Source organism: Duganella sp. BJB1802, assembly GCF_013369445.1.
In the GTDB taxonomy this organism is placed as follows: domain Bacteria; phylum Pseudomonadota; class Gammaproteobacteria; order Burkholderiales; family Burkholderiaceae_D; genus Rugamonas; species Rugamonas vulcania_A.
In genome coordinates this window covers 61346-81544 of sequence record NZ_JABWEF010000009.1, presented here as the reverse complement: position 1 = coordinate 81544, position 20199 = coordinate 61346, and the positions used below count along the sequence as shown (strand labels likewise).

The window sequence follows — 20199 nt, the reverse complement described above, 5'->3', positions numbered from 1 at the left end:
TTATCGGCCTAACGCGCCGAGGGTATTGAAAAGGACATTTACATGCAAAACAGTCTGTTGAAGCCACGTATTATCGATGTAGAGGCGCTGGGCGCCGGCCACGCTAAAGTAGTGATGGAGCCGTTCGAACGCGGCTATGGCCATACATTGGGTAATGCGCTGCGCCGCGTACTGCTGTCGTCGATGGTGGGCTACGCGCCGACCGAAGTGACGATCGCGGGCGTTGTACACGAATACTCGTCGCTCGACGGCGTGCAGGAAGACGTCGTCGACCTGCTGCTGAACCTGAAGGGCGTGGTCTTCAAAGTCCACAACCGTGACTCCGTCACCCTGACCCTGAAAAAGGAAGGCGAAGGCGCCATCCTGGCTTCGGACATCGATCTGCCACACGACGTGGAACTGATCAATCCGGACCACGTGATCGCCCACCTGACCGCCGGCGGCAAGCTGGACATGCAGATCAAAGTGGAAAAAGGCCGTGGCTATGTGCCGGGCAACGTCCGCCGCCTGTCCGAAGACACCAACAAGACCATCGGCCGCATCATTCTGGATGCATCGTTCTCGCCGGTGCGCCGCGTTTCCTACTTCGTCGAGTCCGCTCGCGTGGAACAGCGTACCGACCTGGACAAGCTGATCATCAACATCGAAACCAACGGCGTGATCTCGCCGGAAGAAGCGATCCGTCAATCGGCCCGCGTGCTGGTCGATCAACTGAACGTGTTCGCCGCCCTGGAAGGCACCGAAGCCGCTGCTGAAGCTCCTTCGCGCGCACCGCTGGTCGATCCTATCCTGCTGCGTCCAGTGGACGACCTGGAACTGACCGTGCGTTCGGCCAACTGCCTGAAAGCGGAAAACATCTACTACATCGGCGACCTGATCCAGCGTTCGGAAAACGAACTGTTGAAGACGCCGAACCTGGGCCGCAAGTCCCTGAACGAAATCAAGGAAGTGCTGGCTTCCCGCGGCTTGACCCTGGGCATGAAGCTGGAAAACTGGCCGCCTGCTGGTCTGGAAAAATAACAGATTTGCATTTTGTCGTACCCGCCCGCTACATGTCGTAGCGGGCGTTATCCCTAGAACCGGTCCGCGCTCCCCGTCAAACGTGAGCGATCGAAGAACTCGGATTTAAACACCTGAAAGGAAGTACCATGCGTCACCGTCACGGCCTCCGTAAACTGAATCGTACCTCGTCCCACCGTCTGGCAATGCTGCGCAACATGACCGTTTCCTTGCTGCGTCATGAAGCCATCAAGACCACGCTGCCAAAAGCTAAAGAACTGCGCCGCGTAGTTGAGCCGATCCTGACCCTGGGCAAGACCGACACCCTGGCTAACAAGCGTCTGGCATTCTCCCGTCTGCGCGATCGTGAAATGGTTCTGAAGCTGTTCGCAGAACTGGGCCCACGCTACGCAAACCGCAACGGCGGCTACCTGCGCATCCTGAAAATGGGTTTCCGTGTTGGCGACAACGCTCCAATGGCTTACGTTGAGCTGATGGACCGTCCAGAAGTCACCGACATCGACGCAGCGCCAACCGCAGAAGAGTAATCTTCGCAGTTGTACCGCGTTACGAAAAAGCCAGGCTTACCGCCTGGCTTTTTTTATGGCCGGGCTTAAGGCCGCTCTCAGGCGCAAAAACTAAGCCAGGTGTACTATGCTGGTGCTCGTTTCGTCGAAAGAAAACCCATGCTGCGTATTGCCCGCCTTTTCATGCCCTTGCTGTCGCTGATCGCCCTGTTGATGGCGCGCCCCGCGCTGGCCGACGACGGCTTCCTGGAGCCCGATGCGGCCTTCAAGTTCTCGGCCCGCATGGTCGACGGCCATACGTTGTCGGTCAGCTTCCAGATCGCCGACGGCTACTACATGTACCGCGAGCGCTTCAAGTTCAGCGCCACCGGCGCCAAGCTGGGCGCGCTGTCCATCCCGGCCGGCACCGTGCACTTCGATGAGACCTTCCAGAAGAACGTGGAGACCTACCGCAAGAGCGTCACCATGACCATGCCGGTCGAGGCCGACGGCCCGTTCACGCTGGTGGCGGTGGGGCAGGGCTGCTCGGACAAGGGCTTGTGCTACGCGCCGCAGGAATACAAGGCCTCGCTGGTCGGCAGCGGTTCGGTGCCGCTGCCTGGTGCTCCCGCGAATGCCGCCGGCGGCAACCAGGCGGCGCGCGCAGCCTCCCCGGTACAGGCCGCAACGCCCGCCGCTGCGGCCACAGCCGCCGGCACCACTCCAGCCGCCGGCGCGACCGCAGCGTCGAGCGCAGCCGCCGGCGAAGGCAAACCCGCCGCAGTCACCCCAGGCGTCACCATCCGCGCCATCCCCGAGCCGGTCACCACCATGCTGCCGCCGCTGGCGCCGCCAGCCGCGGCCACCGCGCCGGCCGACGACGCCGGCCGTCTTGAAGCCGCCCTCAAGTCCGGCAAGCTGCTGCTGATCTTGCCGCTGTTCGCCCTGCTGGGCCTGGGCCTGTCGTTCACGCCGTGCGTGCTGCCGATGGTGCCCATCCTGTCCTCCATCATCGTCGGCGAAGGCGCCAACACCAGCCGCGCGCGCGGCCTGCTGTTGTCGGTCGCGTACTCGCTCGGCATGGCCATCGTCTACACCGCGCTGGGCGTGGCCGCCGGCCTCGCGGGCGCGGGCCTGAACGCCGCGCTGCAGAACGCCTGGGTGCTGGGCTCCTTCGCCCTGCTGATGGCCGCGTTGTCGCTGTCGATGTTCGGCTACTACGAGTTGCAAGTGCCGGCCGCGCTGCAATCGAAACTGAGCACGGTGTCGAACCGTCAATCTTCCGGCAAGCTGGCCGGCGTGTTCGTGATGGGCGCGATCTCCGCGCTGATCGTCGGCCCGTGCGTGGCCGCGCCGCTGGCCGCCGCGCTGCTGTACATCAGCCAGAGCCGCGACGTCGTCATGGGCGGCAGCGCGCTGTTCGCGCTGGCGGTCGGCATGAGCGTGCCGCTGATACTGGTGGGGGTGTCGGCCGGCGCCTTGCTGCCGCGCGCCGGCATGTGGATGGATGCCGTCAAGCGCTTCTTCGGCGTGCTGATGCTGGCGATGGGCTGGTGGCTGGTGTCGCCGGTGCTGCCGCCGGTTGTGCAGATGCTGGGCTGGGTTGTGCTGCTGGGCGCCTATGGTGTCTACCTGTTGACGCATCGCGGCAAATGGCTGGCCAAGTCGGTCGGCGTCGTCGCCGCCGTGCTGGGCCTGATGCAACTGGTGGGCGTGGCCAGCGGCGGACGCGATCCGCTGGCGCCGCTGGCCCACTTCGGCGCCAAGCATGAAACGCTGGCGTTCCAGCGCATCAAGACCGTGCAGCAGCTCGACGCGCTGCTGGCGCAGACCGGCGGCCGCACCGTCATGCTGGACTTCTATGCCGACTGGTGCGTGTCCTGCAAGGAAATGGAAAAGCTGACCTTCGTCGATCCGCAGGTGCGCGCCAAGCTGGCCAACAGCCTGCTGCTGCAAGTGGACGTGACCGCCAACGACGCCGACGACAAGGCCATGCTGAAACGCTTCGGCCTGTTCGGCCCGCCGGGCATCATCCTGTTCGACAAGCAGGGCAGGGAAATCGACGGCGCCCGCGTCATCGGCTTCCAGGATGCGGCGAAATTCACCGCATCGCTGTCACGCCTGAATTAAAAGCTCAACTCTAAGGGCTCAGCCCTGGTGGCTGTGCCAGCCGCCGCGCGGACCCGCGTGGCCGCCATGGGCGCCGCCGCGCGTATGGTCGTCGAAGATGGCTTTCTGTTCGGCCGTCAGCTGGCTGTAGAAGGCCGTCAGCGCGGTCAGGTGGGCTTCCATCTTGGCCTGGTGCTGCTTGCTCAGGTCCAGCATCTTGGCCAGCCGGTCCGGCGCCGACATCTTGGCGATGGCCGCGCGGTCCGGCATCATGCCGCCGGTCGCGGCCGGCGCGATCGCGGCCTGGTAGCTGGCCCACGCCGACTCCTGCTGCGCGGTCAGCTTCAACAGGTCATGCAGCTTGGCCTGGCGCTTGGCGAACATCTCCGCCATCTTGGCCTGCATCTGCTCGCGGTTGACGGCGGCGCCGTGGCGGCCGGCCGGAGGCGCCGAGTTTTCTGTTTGCGCTTGCGCCTGCGACGCCGCCATGCCCACCACGGTAAAACCGATCAATATGCTTTTGCGTAAGACGTTCATGGTCGTTCCTCTATCGTTGAAAGTTGAGTATCGCGATGCATGGGCAGCGCGCTTGAACCCATAGTGGCAGCGCAAGGTTGCCACCAAGTGTCGCAGTTGGCGGTTTTTGTATCCAGATGTTTCGTCACTGGAGAGATATACAAGACGATACAATTGGTGATTGGTCACGCACCGGCTAACTGGGGATAATTAGCGTATGGAACCCACATCAACTATCTTGATCGTCGACGACGATCGCGACATCCGCACCCTGCTGGCCGACTACCTCGAATCGAACGGCTACCGCGCCCTGTGCGCCGCCGACGGCGCCGCCATGTGGAAGCTGCTCGACGAAGCCCGGCCCGAACTGGTCGTGCTCGACCTCAACCTGCCCGGCGACGACGGCCTGACCCTGTGCCGCAAGCTGCGCGCCCACTCCACGCTGCCGGTCATCATGCTGACCGCCCGCAACGAGCCGCTCGACCGCATCCTCGGCCTGGAAATGGGCGCCGACGATTACCTGCCCAAGCCGTTCGAGCCGCGCGAGCTGCTGGCGCGCATCCGCAGCGTCCTACGTCGCAGCAACGCCATGCCGGTCGGCAGCGGCGCCGAGAAGGCGCAGCTGATGCGCTTCTCCGGCTGGACGCTGGACCTGACCGCGCGCCACCTGCTCAATCCGGACGGCATCGTCATCATGTTGTCGGGCGCCGAGTTCCGCCTGCTCAAAGTCTTCCTCGAGCACCCGAACCGCGTGCTCAACCGCGACCAGCTGCTCAACCTCACCCAGGGCCGTGACGCCGACCCGTTCGACCGCTCGATCGACATCCAGATCAGCCGCCTGCGCCAGAAGCTGGGCGAGGACGCGCGCCTGCCGCAAATCATCAAGACCGTGCGCAACGGCGGCTACGTGCTGGCCGGCACCGTCACCGTGGAGTCGCAGGCGTGAAAGCTTTCTTCGGCTCGATGACCGGGCGGGTGTTCCTGATCCTGCTGCTCGGTATCGTCGCGTCGGCGGCGCTGACCCAGTGGTTGGCCGTGGGCGAGCGCGTGCGCGCGCTGGAGCGCTACCGCGACTTCCACGCGCTCGAGCGCGCCGAACAATTGATCACCACCGCCGACGTGCTGCCCGAGGCCTCGCGCCCGACCTACCTGCGGATGGCCACGCGCGGCACCGTCAAGCTGCAGGCTACCGATATGCCGTGGGCTGCAGCCACCTTGCCGCCGACCGAGTTCTCGGCCACCTTGCAGCAGCGCCTCGGCGACGGCTACCGGCTGGCGCCGCTGGCCGAGCACCCGGCCGTATGCGACCTGCCACGCAAGAGCAGCAACATCTTCGCGCCCAGCCAATGGCGCGGCACCTGCGAGACCATGAACGTGCGCCTGCACGACGGCCAGGTGCTCAAGCTGTCGGTGCTGCCGCCGCGCGCGCCGCCGCCGTCCGGCCATAGCGAGCTGCTGGCCATTTTGCCTTTCCTGGTCTGCATCGCCGCGCTGGCCTACCTGGTCACGCGCATGACGGTGCGTCCGCTCAAGCGGCTGGCGCAGGCCGCCAAGGACCTGGGCAACGACATCAATCATGCACCGGTGGTGTTGAGCGGCGCGGTGGAGATCCGCCAGGCCAGCGCAGCCTTCAACGCCATGCAGGCGCGCATCCGCCAGCACATCATGCAGCGCACGCAGATGCTGGCCGCCATCACCCACGACCTGCAGACGCCGCTCACCCGCCTGCGCCTGCGGCTGGAAAAGGTCGGCGACCAGGAACTGCAGCAGCGCCTGATCGAGGACCTGTCGGCGATGCAGCAAATGGTCAAGGAAGGCCTGGACCTGGCGCGCAGCATGGACACCACCGAAACCATGCAGGCGCTGGACCTCGACGCGCTGCTCGACAGCGTCTGCAGCGACGCCACCGACGGCGGCCAGTCGGTCGAACTGCGCGGGCGCGCGGCGATGGCGCTGATGGGCCGGCCGATGGCGATCCGCCGCTGCCTGGTCAACCTGATCGACAACGCCGTCAAGTACGGCCACTACGCCAACGTCACGGTCGAGCGCATGGTGGGCGCGGCGCGCATCCGCATCCGCGACGGCGGCCCCGGCATCGACCCGGACCAGATGGCGCGCGTGTTCGAACCGTTCTACCGCATCGAAACCTCGCGCTCGCGCGAGTCCGGCGGCACCGGCCTGGGCCTGACCATCGCCCGCAACATCGCCGAGCAGCACGGCGCCAATGTCATGCTGGCCAACCACGCCGACGGCGGCCTGGAGGTGACGCTGATCGTGCCGGAATACTACGCCGGCGCCTGAATCCGCAGGGCGCGGTTTTTCCAGTAAATACTGTGCGACAATATTCCGCCTTGTCCGGGGTGGTAATGTTTTTCGACAGTAAACCTAGTTTAATAAATAATGAAAAAATCTTCCTTAGCAGTTCTGGTCGGCGCCATCGCCGTGGTCGGTGGCGGCGTCTGGTACGCGACGCATCAAACGGCCGAGCAGCCGAAGGGCCAGGGCCAGCAGGGCCCGACCACCGTCAGCGTGATCGCGCCGGTGCGCCAGGATGTGCCCGTGGTGCTGCAGGCCAACGGCACCGTCACGCCGATCAGCACGGTGGACCTGCATCCGCAAACCACCAGCACCATCGCCAAGGTGCACATCAAGGAAGGGCAGTTCGTCAAATCGGGCGAGCTGATGTTCACGCTGGACGACCGCAGCGAGCGCGCCAACCTCGACAAGGCTCAGGCCCAGGTCGCACGCGACCAGGCCGCGCTGGCCGACTACGAGCGCCAGTACAAGCGCGCGCAGGAACTGCTGGCCAAGAGCTTCATCGCCCAGGGCGCGGTCGATACGCTGAAGAGCCAGGTCGACTCGGCGCGCGCGCTGCTGCAGGCCGACATCGCCGCCGCCCGCTCGGTGGGCGTGGACGCCAGCTACACCGCGATCCGCTCGCCGATGAACGGCCGCGTCGGCGCCATCAACGTTTATCCGGGCAGCCTGGTGCAGCTGGCCACGTCGCTCACCACCGTCACCCAGCTCGATCCGATCAACGTCTCCTTCACGCTGCCGGAGTCGGCGCTGGCCGGCCTGCTGCAGGCGCAGCATGAGGGCGCGGTGCCGGTCAAGGTGGTGCAGGGCGGCGGCCAGGAGATCAGCGGCGCGCTCAGCTTCATCGACAACACGGTCGACCCGGTCGCCGGCGTGATCCGCGTGAAGGCCCAGTTCGACAACAAGGACACCAAACTGTGGCCGGGCCAGTACGTCAACACCAAGCTGGTCTCGCAGGTGTTGAAGGACGCCATGGTGATCCCGCAGAACGCCATCATCAGCAACACGCGCGGCACCTTCATCTACGCGGTCGACGCCGACCACGCCGCCAAGGTGGTCAACATCAAGCGCCTGTATTCGTTCGGCGACAACGCCGCCGTGACCGGCCTGAGCGGCAGCGAACAAGTCATCGTCGACGGCAAGCAGAACCTGCGGCCGGGCGGCAAGGTGCGTATCGCCGGCGCCGACAAGCCCGCCGACGCGACCAAGCAGAAAGGCTAAGCGATGAACCTCTCCGAGTTGTGCATCCGCCGGCCGGTGATGGTGGTGCTGCTGTCGCTGACCCTGATCCTGGCCGGCGTGCTGTCGTACTTCTACATCCCGGTCGCCGCGCTGCCGAGCTACAACACGCCGGTGATCAACGTCTCGGCCGACCTGCCGGGCGCCGCGCCGGACACGATGGCCTCGTCCGTCGCGCTGCCGCTGGAGAAGCAGTTCTCCACCATCGCCGGCCTGTCGCTGATCACCTCCACCAACACGCTGGGCAATTCCTCGCTGACCCTGGAGTTCGACCCCAGCGTCAACGTCAACGAGGCGGCGGTGGACGTGCAGGCGGCGCTGCTGCGCGCCCAGCGCCAGTTGCCGATCGAGATGACCGACCTGCCGTCCTACCGCAAGGTCAACCCGGCCGACGCGCCGGTGCTGTTCATGACGATGAATTCGCCATCGCTGACGCTGGCCGAACTGAACGACTACGCCGAGAACCTGATCGCCCCCAGCCTGTCGACGCTGCCTGGCGTGGCCCAGGTCAGCGTCAACGGCCAGAAGCGTTTCGCCGTGCGCGTGCGCGCCAAGTCCGAGCTGATGAACGCCCGCAACCTGACGCTGGACGAATTGCAGCAGGCGATCAAGTCGGCCAACGCCAACACCCCGCTGGGCATCCTCGACGGCCCGAGCCAGACCTTGACCATCCAGGGCAACGCCCAGCTGATGAAGGCGTCCGAGTTCGCCGAGCTGATCGTCGCCCAGCGCAACGGCCAGCCGGTGCGCCTGAAGGATGTGGCGACGGTGGAGGACAGCTTCCAGTCGGTCAAGACCGCCGGCAGCTACAACGGCGAGCGCTCCATCGTGCTGCTGGTGCAGCGCCAGCCGGACGCCAACACCGTGCAGGTGGTCGACGGCGTGCGCCGCCTGCTGCCGCGCTTCAAGAACCAGTTGCCGGCGTCGATCAACATCAACCTGGTCAACGACCGCTCGGTGTCGATCCGCGAAGCCATCCACGACGTCAACCTGACCCTGCTGCTGACCATCTTCCTGGTGGTGCTGGTGATCTTCCTGTTCCTGCGCCGCGCGGCCGCCACCTTCATCCCGGCCATCACGATGCCGATCTCGCTGCTGGGCGCGCTGGCCTTGCTGTACGCCTTCGGCTACAGCCTCGACAACGTCTCCCTGCTCGGCATCACGCTGGCGGTCGGCCTGGTGGTGGACGACGCCATCGTGGTGCTGGAGAACATCGTGCGCCATATCGAGCTCGGCAAGAAGCCGTTGCAGGCCTCGCTGGTGGGCGCCAAGGAGATGGGCTTCACCATCATCTCGATCTCGGTCTCGCTGGTGGCCGTGTTCATCCCGATCTTCTTCATGCCCGGCGTGATCGGCTTGATGTTCCATGAATTCGCCGTGGTGGTGGCGCTGTCGGTGCTGGTGTCGGCGGCGGTGTCGCTGATGCTGGTGCCGATGCTGGCCAGCCGCCTGCTGCCGGCCGACGCCATCGATCCCGAGCACGACAAGGGCGGCTTCATCGGCCGCTGGTTCGAGACCGGCTTCACCGCGCTGCGCAACGGCTACGTCCGCACGCTCGACATCGCGCTGCACCACCGCTACATCGTGCTGCTGGCCGCGATCGGCACCTTCGCGCTGACGGCGGTGCTGTACGTGACCATCCCGAAAGGCTTCTTCCCCGAGGAGGACCTGGGCCAGATCCGCGTCAACACCGAGGCCTCGGAGGACATCTCCTCGTCCTCGCTGATGGACTTGCAGGAGCGCGTGGCGGCCGTCATCAAGGCCGACCCCAACGTGCAGGACGTGACCTCGTTTGTTGGCGGCGGCAACAGCGGCCGCATGTTCCTGGTGCTCAAGCCGCGCGACCAGCGCCAGAAAATGCCGCAGGTGCTCGACAGCCTGCGCAAGGCCACCAAGTCGGTGGCCGGCATCTCCGTCTACCTGAGCCCGGTGCAGAACCTGCAGCTGGGCGGCCGCCAGTCCAAGAGCCGCTACCAGTACACGCTGCAATCGGTCAGCCCCGGCGCGCTCAACGACTGGGCGCAAAAGTATCTGGACCAGCTGCGCGCCGATCCCGACTTCCGCGACGTCACCAGCGATTCGCAGAACAAGGGCCTGCAAGCCTCGCTGAAGATCGACCGCGACAAGGCCAACAACCTCGGCGTGGCCATCGGCGACATCCGCACCGCGCTCTACCTGGCCTTCGGCGAACGGCAGGTGTCGACCATCTACTCGCCAGCCGCCAGCTACTACGTGATCCTGGAGGCGGCCACCGCCGACCGCCAGTTCGACGACGCGCTGACCCGCATCTCGGTGCGCAACAAGAGCGGCAACCTGGTGCAGCTGTCGAGCTTTGCCACGGTCGAGCGCACCATCGGCCCGACCGCCGTCAACCACCAGGGCCAGCTGCAGGCGATCACGCTGTCGTTCAACCTGGCGCCGGACGTCCCGCTGGGCAAGGCCACCGCCAAGATCGACCAGATGGGGGCCGACATGCACCTGCCGCCGTCCATCATCACCAACTACGGCGGCGACGCGGCCGTGTTCCAGAGCTCGCAGGGCAGCCAGCTGATCCTGATCATCGCCGCGCTGGGCGTGATCTACGTGCTGCTGGGCGTGCTGTACGAGAGCTACATCCACCCGCTGACCATCTTGGCCGGCCTGCCGTCGGCCGCCGTGGGCGCCTTGCTGACCTTGCGGCTGTTCAACCTGGACCTGACGATGATCGCCATCATCGGCATCCTGATGCTGATCGGTATCGTCAAGAAGAACGCCATCATGATGATCGACTTCGCGCTGCACGTGCAGCGCAACGAGGGCCGCACGCCGGCCGAGGCGATCCGCGAAGCCTGCGTGCTGCGCTTCCGCCCGATCATGATGACCACCATGGCCGCGCTGATGGGCGCCTTGCCGATCGCGCTGGGCCTGGGCGCCGGCGCCGAGCTGCGCCAGCCGCTGGGCCTGGCCGTGGTCGGCGGCCTGATCTTCTCGCAGGTGATCACGCTGTACATCACGCCGGTCATCTACCTGTTCCTCGACAAGTACAGCGGCACCGGCCCGATGAGCGACGACGAACTGGCCGCCGGCGACGTGCCGCCCGCCCCGGGTGTGCACGCCGTACCACTGAAAGCGGTGAACACCGTCAAGCATTGAGCGGTCACAAGTTGCTCTGAAGATCGTCTATTTATTATGGGCAAGTTGACCATAATAAAAGGACGGAAAGATGAAACGCTACAGTGTCACCATCGTCGGCATGGGCCCTCGCGGGCTCAGCGCTTTTGAACGCCTGGCGGCGGCCGCCGCCAGCCTGCAGCTGCCGCTCGACATCAACCTGATCGAACCGGGCGACTGCGGTCCCGGCGTGCACGGCACGCGCCAGCCGCAGCATCTGCTGATCAACACCATCGCCAGCCAGGTGACGCTGTTTCCCGCGCCCGGCGCGGTGCAGCACGCGCCGGTGTGCGCCACGCCCTCGCTGACCGCGTGGGCGCGCCAGCAGGGCTACCGCCGCGTCGGCGAGCGCTACTACCGCCTCGGCGGGCAGGGCGGCGACGAGATCACCGAAGCCGACTACCTGCCGCGCAGCCTGCTGGGCGAATACCTGGCCTGGGGCTACCGCCAGATCGCCGCCGCGCTGCCGTCCGGCGTGCGCCTGACCCACCACCGCCTGCGCGCCACCGACCTGTGGCGCCAGGCCGACGGCCGCCACACCGTCGAGCTGGAAACCGGCTACCTGGTGCACAGCGACTTCGTCGTGCTGACCACCGGCCACGGCCGCAACCAGCCCAGCGCGATGGACGACATGCTGGCCGCCTTCGCGCGGGAGCACGCGCGCCACAACAGCCGGCTGGCCTTCGTGCGCCACGCCTATCCGCTGACCCGGCTCGACGGCATCGGCGCCGGCACCCGCGTCGCCATCCAGGGCCTGGGCCTGAGCGCGCACGACATCATCGCCGAGCTGACGGTGGGGCGGGGCGGCGCCTTCGTGCAGGGCGAGGATGGCCTGCGCTACGAACGCTCGGGCGCCGAGCCGCAGCTGACGCTGTGCTCGCGCAACTGCCTGCCGGCCGCCGCGCGCGGCGTCAACCAGAAGGGACTGGACGGCCGCCACCAGCCGCGCTACTTCACGCCGGACGCGGTGGACGCGCTGCGCCGCCTGGCGCTGGCCTCGCGCGGCAGCCGCCAGCTGGACTTCGAGCGCGAGCTGCTGCCGCTGCTCAAGCGCGAGATGGGCTGGGTCTACCGCAACACGCTGGCCATGGCCCGGCCCGACGGCGCCGCCATCGATCCCGCCCGCTACACGCTGACCGCCGGCGACAGCGCGCTGATCGACCAGCTGCTGTTTCCGCTGCGGGGGCGCGAGTTCGGCTCGCTCGACGAGTTCCGCCAGTTCTTCACCGGCTGGCTGCGCGACGACCTGGCCGAGGCCCGGCTGGGCAACGTCGGCAGCGCGGTCAAGGCCGCCACCGACGTGCTGCGCGACGTGCGCGCCACGCTGCAGGCGGCGGTCGAGCACGGCGGCCTGACGCCGGCCTCGCACCGCCGCTTCCTCGAGGTCTACCACCCGGCCATCAACCGGGTGGCCTTCGGGCCGCCGCTGCGCCGCAACCAGGAACTGCTGGCGCTGCTGGACGCGGGCGTGATCGAGATCGCTTCCGGCCCCGGCTGCACGATCGAGCTCGACGAGCAGAACGCGCGCTACGTGCTGAGCACGGGTTTTGGCGACAGCGAGGCCCGGCACCAGGCCGATGTGCTGGTGGTGGCCCGCCTGGACGCCTTTTTGCCCGAGCTGGACGATTCCTTACTCATCCGTAATGTGCTGAAACGGGGGCTGGCGCGGCCGTACTACAACGGCGCCTACCACCCCGGTGGACTGGACATCGACGCCGCCGGCCAGCCGCGCGACGACTTCGGCCAGCCGTCGCGCAACCTGTGGGCGCTGGGCTATCTGGTCGAGGGCGCGCACTACTACACGCACGCCCTGCCACGGCCCGGAATGCGCTCGCGCCAGGTGCTGGACGCCGACCGCTGCGTGCACGCCATGCTGGCCCGCATGGACGCCGTCCCCCTGCCGGAGACCCGCCACGCCACCGCCCCGGCGTCCCCGGCGGCGTTGCCACACGTCACTTTGTAAAGCCGGTTGATACATACGGTAACACCCGTCAAGACGTGGAACTTGTAAGCTACCCTTCCTGGAGCGTACGCGCCGGAGTCCGGCGCGTTATCATGGCCTTGCACAGCGGTTCCCAAAAATGCGGGACTCTGGCACTATGGCCGCATTTTCTCGACGTCGTTCCGTTCAAGGTTTGCTATTTTGCATCACGATTCCCATATACTTTCTGCAAATTCCGAATATTGCGAAACGTGCGGCCAGCGTTTGCCTGAGGCCGGGGAGCGGTACGCCGCATGGGATCGCAAATCGCAGTCCAACCGCATCGGCGTCGGCATCTCGATCGCGCTGCACCTGCTGGGCGTGCTGTACTACTTCCTGTCGCCCACGCCCAAGCCCACCCACGCCGCGCCGCCCAAGGGCGGGGTGATGGTCTACATCGCGCCGCTGCCGGAGAAGGCGACCAAGAAGCCCACGCCGGAGCCCAAGAAGACCGAGGTGGCCAAGGCCAAGCCGCCACCGCCGCGCAAGCAGGTCGCCTCCAAGGACGCGCCGGCCGCCATCCGGCCCAAGCTGGAAACCTATGTGCCGCCGGTGCAGGCGACCATGACGCCGCCGCCCGAGCAGGACATGTCCGAGATGATCGCCAAGCGCCGCGCCGCGCGCGAGGCCAACAACCCGCAACCGGCGCCGGCGGCTCCGACCGAGAGCGACAGCGAACGTTCGCTGCGCATCGCCAAGGCCAACATCGCCGGCGCGCAGGGCCGCACCAGCGGCGCCGACAAGGACGACACCGGCGGCATCTTCTCGGTCGACAAGAGCTATCACAGCGCGGACGTGAAGTTCCGCGGCTGGAACACCAACTTCAAGCGCCGCTGGCTGCAGCAGATCCACGTCGAGCAGGGCGCCGAGCAGGATATCGAAACCGCCGTGGCCAAGGAAATGGTCAAGATCATCCGCAAGGAAAAGCCGGGCGACTTCGAATGGGATTCGCGCCGCCTGGGCAAGGTGGTCACGCTGAGCGCGCGCAAGGAGGACGAGAAGGAGTTGATCGCCTTCCTGCTCAAGGAAATGTTCCCCGAATACACGCGCGGCGCCGGCCGCTGATTTGCCAAAATCGGCTAAGCGTGGTGAAAATAGTTACACCAAAAGACAAATTGGTTAATTGACAAATCTATCATCGACGGAGATACTTTCCCGATGATAGAACTCTGCGAGATCCGCAAGACCTACCGCCAGGGCGGCAACGACATCCGTGCCCTTGACGGCATCGACCTGCACATCGCCCCCGGCGAGTTCGTCGCCATCATGGGGCCGTCCGGCTCCGGCAAATCCACCTTGCTCAACGTGCTCGGCGCGCTGGACCGTCCCGACAGCGGCCGCTACCGCCTGGCCGACGACGAGATCAGCGCCCTCGACGACGACGCCGCCTCCGAGGTGCGCAACCGCCGCATCGGCTTCGTGTTCCAGTCCTTCCATTTGCTGCCGCGCCTGACCGTGCTGGAAAACGTACTGCTGCCGCAACGCTACGCCCGCGCCGTTGATCCCGAAGCGGCCGGCCGCGCGGTCGCGCTGCTGGAGCGCATCGGCCTGGGCGAGCGCACCGGCCACCTGCCGGGCCAGCTGTCCGGCGGCCAGCTGCAACGGGCCGCGATCGCCCGCGCGCTGCTCAACCGCCCGGCGCTGCTGCTGGCCGACGAACCCACCGGCAACCTCGATTCCAAAAGCGCCGCCGACGTGCTGGCGCTGCTGAAGGAACTGCACGCGGGCGGGCAGACGCTGGTGCTGGTCACGCACGATCCGGCCATCGCCGCCGGCGCCCAGCGCACCATCCATCTGCGCGACGGCCGCATCGACGAGGTGGCCGCATGAAGCCGGGTTCCACCATCGCCGTGCTGTGCGCCGTGCCGTTGCTGGCCGCCGGCATCGCCGCCGCCGTGTCGTCCGGCGGCACCTCGGCCTCGTCCACCGGCGCCACGCCGGGCAACGCCGGCGTCGTGCCGGCCCCGGCGCCCGCCGCGCGCCCGGTGCTGCTGACCGGCGAAGTCGAAGCACTGGACACGCAAACCATCGTCGTGCCGCCGTCGAATTCATCGCCGCTGGTGCTGCGCAACTTCGTGGCCGAGGGCACGCCGGTCAAGGCCGGCGACCTGGTGCTGCGCATCGAAACCGGCGGCGCAGCCAACATCGACCGCCTGAAGACCGAACTGGATCGCGCCATCGCGCGCGTCGAACGCGAGACCGCCACCCTCGAAGCGGGCGCCATCGACACCGAGAAAGCGCTGATCAGCGCCGAGGCCGCGCTGGCCAAGGCCAAGGTGGACGCGGCCCTGCCCAAGCAGCAGATCGCCGCGCTGAACTACGACCGCAACCAGGCCGAGCTCGACCGCGCCACCCGCGACCTGGCGGTCAAGCTCGAAGCGCGCGACAACTACCGGCAATCGGTGGTGCGCCGGCGCGAGGACGGCGAGCTGGAAGTGAAGAAAATGCAGATCAACCTGGCCTTCCAGACTGTCCAGCTCAAGCAGTCCGAAGTGCGCGCCGCGCGCGACGGCGTGGTGGTGCACGGCTACAGCCCGTGGAAGGGCGAACGCTTCGAGGAAGGCTCGTCGGCCTGGCCCGGCAACGCCGCCGGCGTGGTGCAGGGCAACGGCCGGATGGCGGTCACCGCCTGGGTGCTGGAGGCCGACCGTCCCTACCTGACGGAAGGCCAGGAGCTCGGCCTGCGCTTCGACGCGCTGCCCGGCGCCGCGCTGACCGGCAAGATCCAGTCCATCACCAGCGCGCCGGAAGCGCGCGCCAGTTGGGGCAACGGACGCTACTTCCGCGTCAGGATCGCCTTGCCGGAAGGGCACGGCCTGCCGCTGGTGGCGGGCATGAGCGTGTTCGCCGAACCGCACGCCGCCGCGTCCGCTGCGAACGCCGCGCCCAAGCCGGCCGGCGCCGCCGAGCCGCCCGCCATCGAAGGCGAGATCGCCTCGCGCCAGGCGCTGCCGGTATCGCCGCCCACCATCCCCTACGTGTGGCAATACAAGCTGGCCAGCATCGCCCCCGAGGGCGCGCTGGTCAATGCCGGCCAGCCGATCGCGCAATTCGAATCGGGCGAGGTGACCACCCAGCTGATGCAGTACCAAGGCCAGCTGCGGGAAAAGCAGCGCGCGCTGGAAAAGCTGCAGCTCGACCAGGCCGAGGCCGACCGCGCCGGCGAGCTGGCCGTGGCCGAGGCGCAAAGCAACGCCGAAAAGGCCGAGCGCAAAGCCAGCCAGCCGAAGGAACTGATACGCCGCGTCGACTACGACAAGCTGGTCATCGAACGCACGGAAAAGACCGCGCTGGCCAAGCTGACGGTCGAGCAGCGCGCCGTGCAGATCCGCGCGCGCCGCGCCGAGCTCACCGGCCTGCAGGCGGAGGTGGCGGACCTGCAGCAGCAACTGGACGCGCTGACCAGGGGCCAGGCGGCGCTGACCGTGCTGGCGCCGCGCAAGGGACTGGTGATGTACCGCACCACCTTCTCGGGCGAGAAGTTCGCCGTCGGCAGCCAGGTGTGGATGGGGCTGTCGGTCGCCACGCTGGCCGATCCGGACCAGCTGTACGTCAACGCCACCATTCCCGAGGCGCAGGCGTCGCACGTGCGCATCGGCCAGCAGGCCCGCGTGACCGTGCCGGGCGCCAACCAGGCGCTGAGCGCGCACGTGGTGGCGCTGGGCCGCGCCTTCCACGGCAAATCCACCGCGCAATCGACCATCGTGCGCGATCTCGAACTGCAGTTTGACGGCGCGCCGGCCGGCCTCAAACCGGGCGCCGCCGTGCAAGCGGTGCTGGTGGCCGACGCGCGCGCCAAGGAACACAAGCAATGAACAAAACCAGTGTGGCATTGATACTGCTGGCGCTGGCCGGCTGCGGCGGCGACGCCGTCATCGCGCCGGGCGCCGTCGAAACCCTGGCCGCGCGGCCGTGGGCCGAGACGCTGACGGTGGACGGCGAAATCAAGGCCGCCGCCAGCACCGCGCTGACCGTGCCCGGCAGCGGCTGGAAAAGCCGCGTGCTGGTGGACATGGTGGCCGACGGCAGCGCCGTGCGCAAGGGCGACGTGGTGGCGCGCTTCGACGCGCCGCAGGCGCGCATGGAGCTGTCGCAGGCCGAGCTGGAACTGCTGCGCAAGACCATCGCCGAAGCCGGCAACACCGGCAACGCCTCGGTCGAGCGCAGCACGCTGGCCGGCGAGCGCGCCAAGGTCGAGGACGACCTGCGCCTGAGCCAGCACTACGCCAAGGTCGACCTGACCATCTTCGCCCGCAACACCATCCTCGACGCGCTGGCCGACGTCGGCTTCCTCAGCACCAAGCGCGGCTACCTGGACTGGAAGGGCGGCCAGGCCAAGGCGCGCACGGCCGCGCAGGACGCGGTGCTGCACTCGCAGCGCGACAGCGTGGAGCAGACGGCCAAGCGCAACCGCGACAGCCTGGACGCGTTGGAGCTGGTGGCGCCGCACGACGGCGTGTTCCTGCTGGTGCCGCGCTGGGACGGCGCCAAGCCGGAGATCGGCGCCAGCCAGTCGGCCGGGCAGGAGTTCGGCATGCTGCCGGACCTGCGCCAGCTGGTGGCGCACTTCACCGTGGCCGAGGGCCAGGCCTTCGGCCTGAAGGCCGGGCTGCCGGTGCAGGCGCGGCTGGCCGGCACCGGCACAGCGCTGACCCTGACCATCACCCGCGTCGGCAGCAGCGCCAGCACCACCTCCACCGACTCGCCCGTCAAGTACAGCGACTTCGACGCCGCCATCCCCAACGACGCCGCGCTCAAGCTGGGCCTGAAGCCCGGCCAGGCGCTGCGCGGCACGGTGCAGCTGGTGACGCGGCCGGCCGCGCTGACCGTGCCCAACCTGGCGCTGGTGCAGGAGGGCGCGGGCTACGCCGTCTACACGGACGAGCAGGGCAAGCCGGTGCGGCACAAGATCGAGCTGGGCCAGCGCGGCCCGGTGCGCAGCGAACTCAAAAGCGGATTGACGGCCGGCGCGCGCATCGTGCTGCTGCCGCCGTCGACGGCGGTGAAATCATGAACCTGTCCTTGATACGGGAGGCCGTGACCGAACTGCTGCGGCGCAAGCTGCGCACCGGGCTTACGCTGCTGGGCATGATCTTCGGCGTGGCCGCCATCGTCGCCATGCTGGCGGTGGGGGAGGGCAGCAAGCGCGAGGCGCTGCGGCTGGTGGCCGAGCTGGGCCTGGACAACGTGCTCATCGAAAGCAAGGCCATCGAGCCCGAGCAGCTGAAGGAAATCCGCACGCGTTCGCTGGGCCTGTCCGCCGCCGACGCCGACGCGGCGCTGTCGGTGGTGCCGGGCGCGCAGTCGGTGGCGCTGAAGAAGGAGATCAAGGTCGACCAGCTGGTGCTGGGAGACAAGGTGGTGGCGGGTCGGGCCTATGCGGTGTCGCCATCGTACGCGGCGCACGGCGGCCTGCTGGTGGCCAGCGGCCGCTGGCTGGCGGCGCAGGACGGCGCTACGCTGGCGCCGGTGTGCGTGGTCGGCGCGCGGCTGGCGCGCACCCTGTTCGGCGACAGCGCGGCGATCGGCCAGCGGGTCAAGCTCAACCACGTGTGGCTGGAAGTGGTCGGCGTGCTTGCCGACCGCGCGCAAAGCAAGTCCGACTTCGAAGGCGTCAAGCTGGGACTGGATGACGAGCGCCTGTTCGTGGCGTGGGAGACGGGGCGCGCGCGCTTCAGTTTCAAGCGCATCGAGGACGAGGTGGACGGCATCAGCGTGCGCCTGGGCGGCGGCGTGGCGCCCGACAGCGCGGCGCGCGTGCTGCAGGCATTGATCACGCAGCGCCACGGCGGCGCCGACGACACCAACCTGATCGTACCGATGGGCCTGTATCGCCAGAACCAGCAGACGCAGCGGATCTTCACCATCGTCATGAGTTCGATCGCGGCGGTATCGTTGCTGGTGGGGGGCATCGGCATCATGAACATCATGCTGGCCAACGTGCTCGAACGGCGGCGTGAAGTGGGCCTGAAGCGCGCGCTGGGCGCGCGGCGGCGGGACGTGATCGAGCAGTTCCTGGCCGAGGCGCTGGTGATCGCCGTCAGCGGCGCCCTGCTGGGCGTGGCGCTGGGTGCGATCGCCGCCTACAGCATCGCCGCCTTGGCCGGCTGGTCGGTCGCCTGGTCGCCGTTGAGTTTGATCGTAGCGGTGTTGCTGTGTGTCGGCGTGGGTCTGGCCTTCGGCGTCTTCCCCGCCCGCCAGGCCGCCGCCCTCGATCCTATCGCCGCCCTGCGCAGCGACTAAATAAAATTGGGGTCAAGTCTGACATTCGGACACGAGCTCTGCAGTAGGCACGCGCCTACTGCAGAGCTCGTGTCCGAATGTCAGACTTGACCCCAGGGGTTATTTTGATGCTTTGAGCAGGCGGGCGACGTCCAGCGCGAAGTAGGTCAGCACGGCGTCGGCTCCGGCGCGCTTGAAGGCCAGCATCGATTCCATCATCACTTTGTCGTGGTCCAACCAGCCGTTTTGCGCGGCGGCCTTGATCATCGCGTATTCGCCGCTGACCTGGTACGCAAAAGTCGGTACCTTGAACTCGTCCTTGACCCTGCGCACAATATCCAGGTAGGGCATGCCAGGCTTGACCATCACCATGTCGGCGCCTTCGGCCAGGTCCAGCCCGACTTCGCGCAACGCTTCGTCGCTGTTGGCCGGGTCCATCTGGTAGGTGTTCTTGTCGCTCTTGCCCAGGTTCTTGGCCGAGCCGACCGCGTCGCGGAACGGGCCGTAGAACGCCGACGCATACTTGGCCGAGTACGCCATGATGCGCGTGTGGATGTGCCCCTTGGCTTCCAGCGCCGCCCGCACCGCGCCGATGCGCCCGTCCATCATGTCCGACGGCGCCACCACGTCCACGCCGGCGTCCGCCTGGCACAGGGCCTGGCGCACCAGCATGTCGGTGGTGAGGTCGTTGATCACATAACCGTTTTCATCGATCAGGCCGTCCTGGCCGTGGCTGGTGTACGGGTCCAGCGCGACGTCGGTCAGGATGCCCAGCTCGGGGAAGGCTTGCTTCAAGGCGCGCACCGCGCGCGGCACCAGGCCGTCCGGGTTGGTCGCCTCGATGCCGTCCGGCGTCTTCTTGGCGGCGTCGATCACCGGGAACAGCGCCAGCACCGGAATGCCCAGCTCCACGCACTCCTGCGCCACCTTCAGCAGCACGTCCACCGACACCCGCTCCACGCCCGGCATCGACAACACCGGCTCGCGCTGCTGCGTGCCTTCGAGGATAAACACCGGGTAGATCAAGTCCGCTGCGGTGACGTTGTTTTCGCGCATCAGGGCGCGCGAGAACGGGTCGCGGCGCATGCGGCGCATGCGGATGGCGGGGAATTGGGCGGAAACGTGTGGATTGTGCATCGCTAAAACTTTCCTATGCTGTGG

At 67.3% G+C, this 20199-nt stretch carries 15 protein-coding genes; 13 read left to right on the top strand and 2 right to left on the bottom strand.

Annotated features, from left to right (window positions below; all coding sequences use genetic code 11):
- Positions 1–42 precede the first annotated feature (42 nt).
- From HUX88_RS15725 to dsbD, 3 genes are all read left to right on the top strand, one after another.
- Positions 43–1020: a DNA-directed RNA polymerase subunit alpha gene (locus HUX88_RS15725; RefSeq protein ID WP_008444343.1), complete on the top strand. Its 978-nt coding sequence runs from the start codon at positions 43–45 to the stop codon at positions 1018–1020.
- Positions 1021–1148: 128 nt separating this feature from the next.
- Entirely contained in the window at positions 1149–1547 is a 399-nt protein-coding gene (gene rplQ, locus HUX88_RS15720; protein WP_008444345.1) for a 50S ribosomal protein L17, read from the top strand.
- A gap of 138 nt (positions 1548–1685) precedes the next feature.
- Positions 1686–3635 (top strand): protein-disulfide reductase DsbD, encoded by a 1950-nt coding sequence (dsbD, locus tag HUX88_RS15715; protein ID WP_229219372.1) that lies wholly within the window; start codon positions 1686–1688, stop codon positions 3633–3635.
- A gap of 18 nt (positions 3636–3653) precedes the next feature.
- Here dsbD and HUX88_RS15710 read toward each other — a convergent pair whose 3' ends face one another.
- Positions 3654–4151 carry a Spy/CpxP family protein refolding chaperone gene (locus HUX88_RS15710; protein WP_117014454.1) on the bottom strand — a complete coding sequence of 166 codons (498 nt, stop codon included), beginning with the start codon at positions 4149–4151 and terminating at the stop codon, positions 3654–3656.
- A gap of 196 nt (positions 4152–4347) precedes the next feature.
- Here HUX88_RS15710 and HUX88_RS15705 point away from each other — a divergent pair, with 196 nt between their 5' ends.
- From HUX88_RS15705 to HUX88_RS15660, 10 genes are all read left to right on the top strand, one after another.
- Positions 4348–5076: a response regulator gene (locus HUX88_RS15705; protein WP_117014453.1), complete on the top strand. Its 729-nt coding sequence runs from the start codon at positions 4348–4350 to the stop codon at positions 5074–5076.
- Positions 5073–6431 (top strand): ATP-binding protein, encoded by a 1359-nt coding sequence (locus tag HUX88_RS15700; protein ID WP_176362391.1) that lies wholly within the window; start codon positions 5073–5075, stop codon positions 6429–6431. The genes HUX88_RS15705 and HUX88_RS15700 overlap by 4 nt, the downstream gene beginning before the upstream one ends.
- A 99-nt stretch (positions 6432–6530) precedes the next feature.
- A complete protein-coding gene (locus HUX88_RS15695; RefSeq protein WP_176362390.1) occupies positions 6531–7667 on the top strand; it encodes an efflux RND transporter periplasmic adaptor subunit in 1137 nt (378 codons plus the stop codon).
- Positions 7668–7670: 3 nt separating this feature from the next.
- Positions 7671–10817 carry an efflux RND transporter permease subunit gene (locus tag HUX88_RS15690; RefSeq protein WP_117014451.1) on the top strand — a complete coding sequence of 1049 codons (3147 nt, stop codon included), beginning with the start codon at positions 7671–7673 and terminating at the stop codon, positions 10815–10817.
- 70 nt (positions 10818–10887) lie between these two features.
- A complete protein-coding gene (locus tag HUX88_RS15685; RefSeq protein ID WP_176362389.1) occupies positions 10888–12798 on the top strand; it encodes an FAD/NAD(P)-binding protein in 1911 nt (636 codons plus the stop codon).
- A 243-nt stretch (positions 12799–13041) separates the two neighbouring features.
- Positions 13042–13881, top strand: coding sequence for a hypothetical protein (locus HUX88_RS15680; protein ID WP_229213345.1), 840 nt, complete (start codon positions 13042–13044; stop codon positions 13879–13881).
- Positions 13882–13974: 93 nt separating this feature from the next.
- Entirely contained in the window at positions 13975–14646 is a 672-nt protein-coding gene (locus tag HUX88_RS15675; protein ID WP_176362388.1) for an ABC transporter ATP-binding protein, read from the top strand.
- A complete protein-coding gene (locus HUX88_RS15670) occupies positions 14643–16631 on the top strand; it encodes an HlyD family secretion protein (protein WP_176362387.1) in 1989 nt (662 codons plus the stop codon). Before HUX88_RS15675 ends, HUX88_RS15670 begins: the two co-directional genes overlap by 4 nt.
- Entirely contained in the window at positions 16628–17830 is a 1203-nt protein-coding gene (locus tag HUX88_RS15665) for an efflux RND transporter periplasmic adaptor subunit (protein ID WP_176362386.1), read from the top strand. Before HUX88_RS15670 ends, HUX88_RS15665 begins: the two co-directional genes overlap by 4 nt.
- Positions 17827–19059, top strand: a complete 1233-nt coding sequence (locus HUX88_RS15660) for an ABC transporter permease (RefSeq protein ID WP_176362385.1) — start codon at positions 17827–17829, stop codon at positions 19057–19059. The genes HUX88_RS15665 and HUX88_RS15660 overlap by 4 nt, the downstream gene beginning before the upstream one ends.
- Positions 19060–19158: 99 nt before the next feature.
- On the opposite strand, the gene hemB is transcribed toward HUX88_RS15660, so the two are convergent.
- Entirely contained in the window at positions 19159–20175 is a 1017-nt protein-coding gene (gene hemB / locus HUX88_RS15655; protein ID WP_176362384.1) for a porphobilinogen synthase, read from the bottom strand.
- Between the last annotated feature and the right edge of the window lie 24 nt (positions 20176–20199).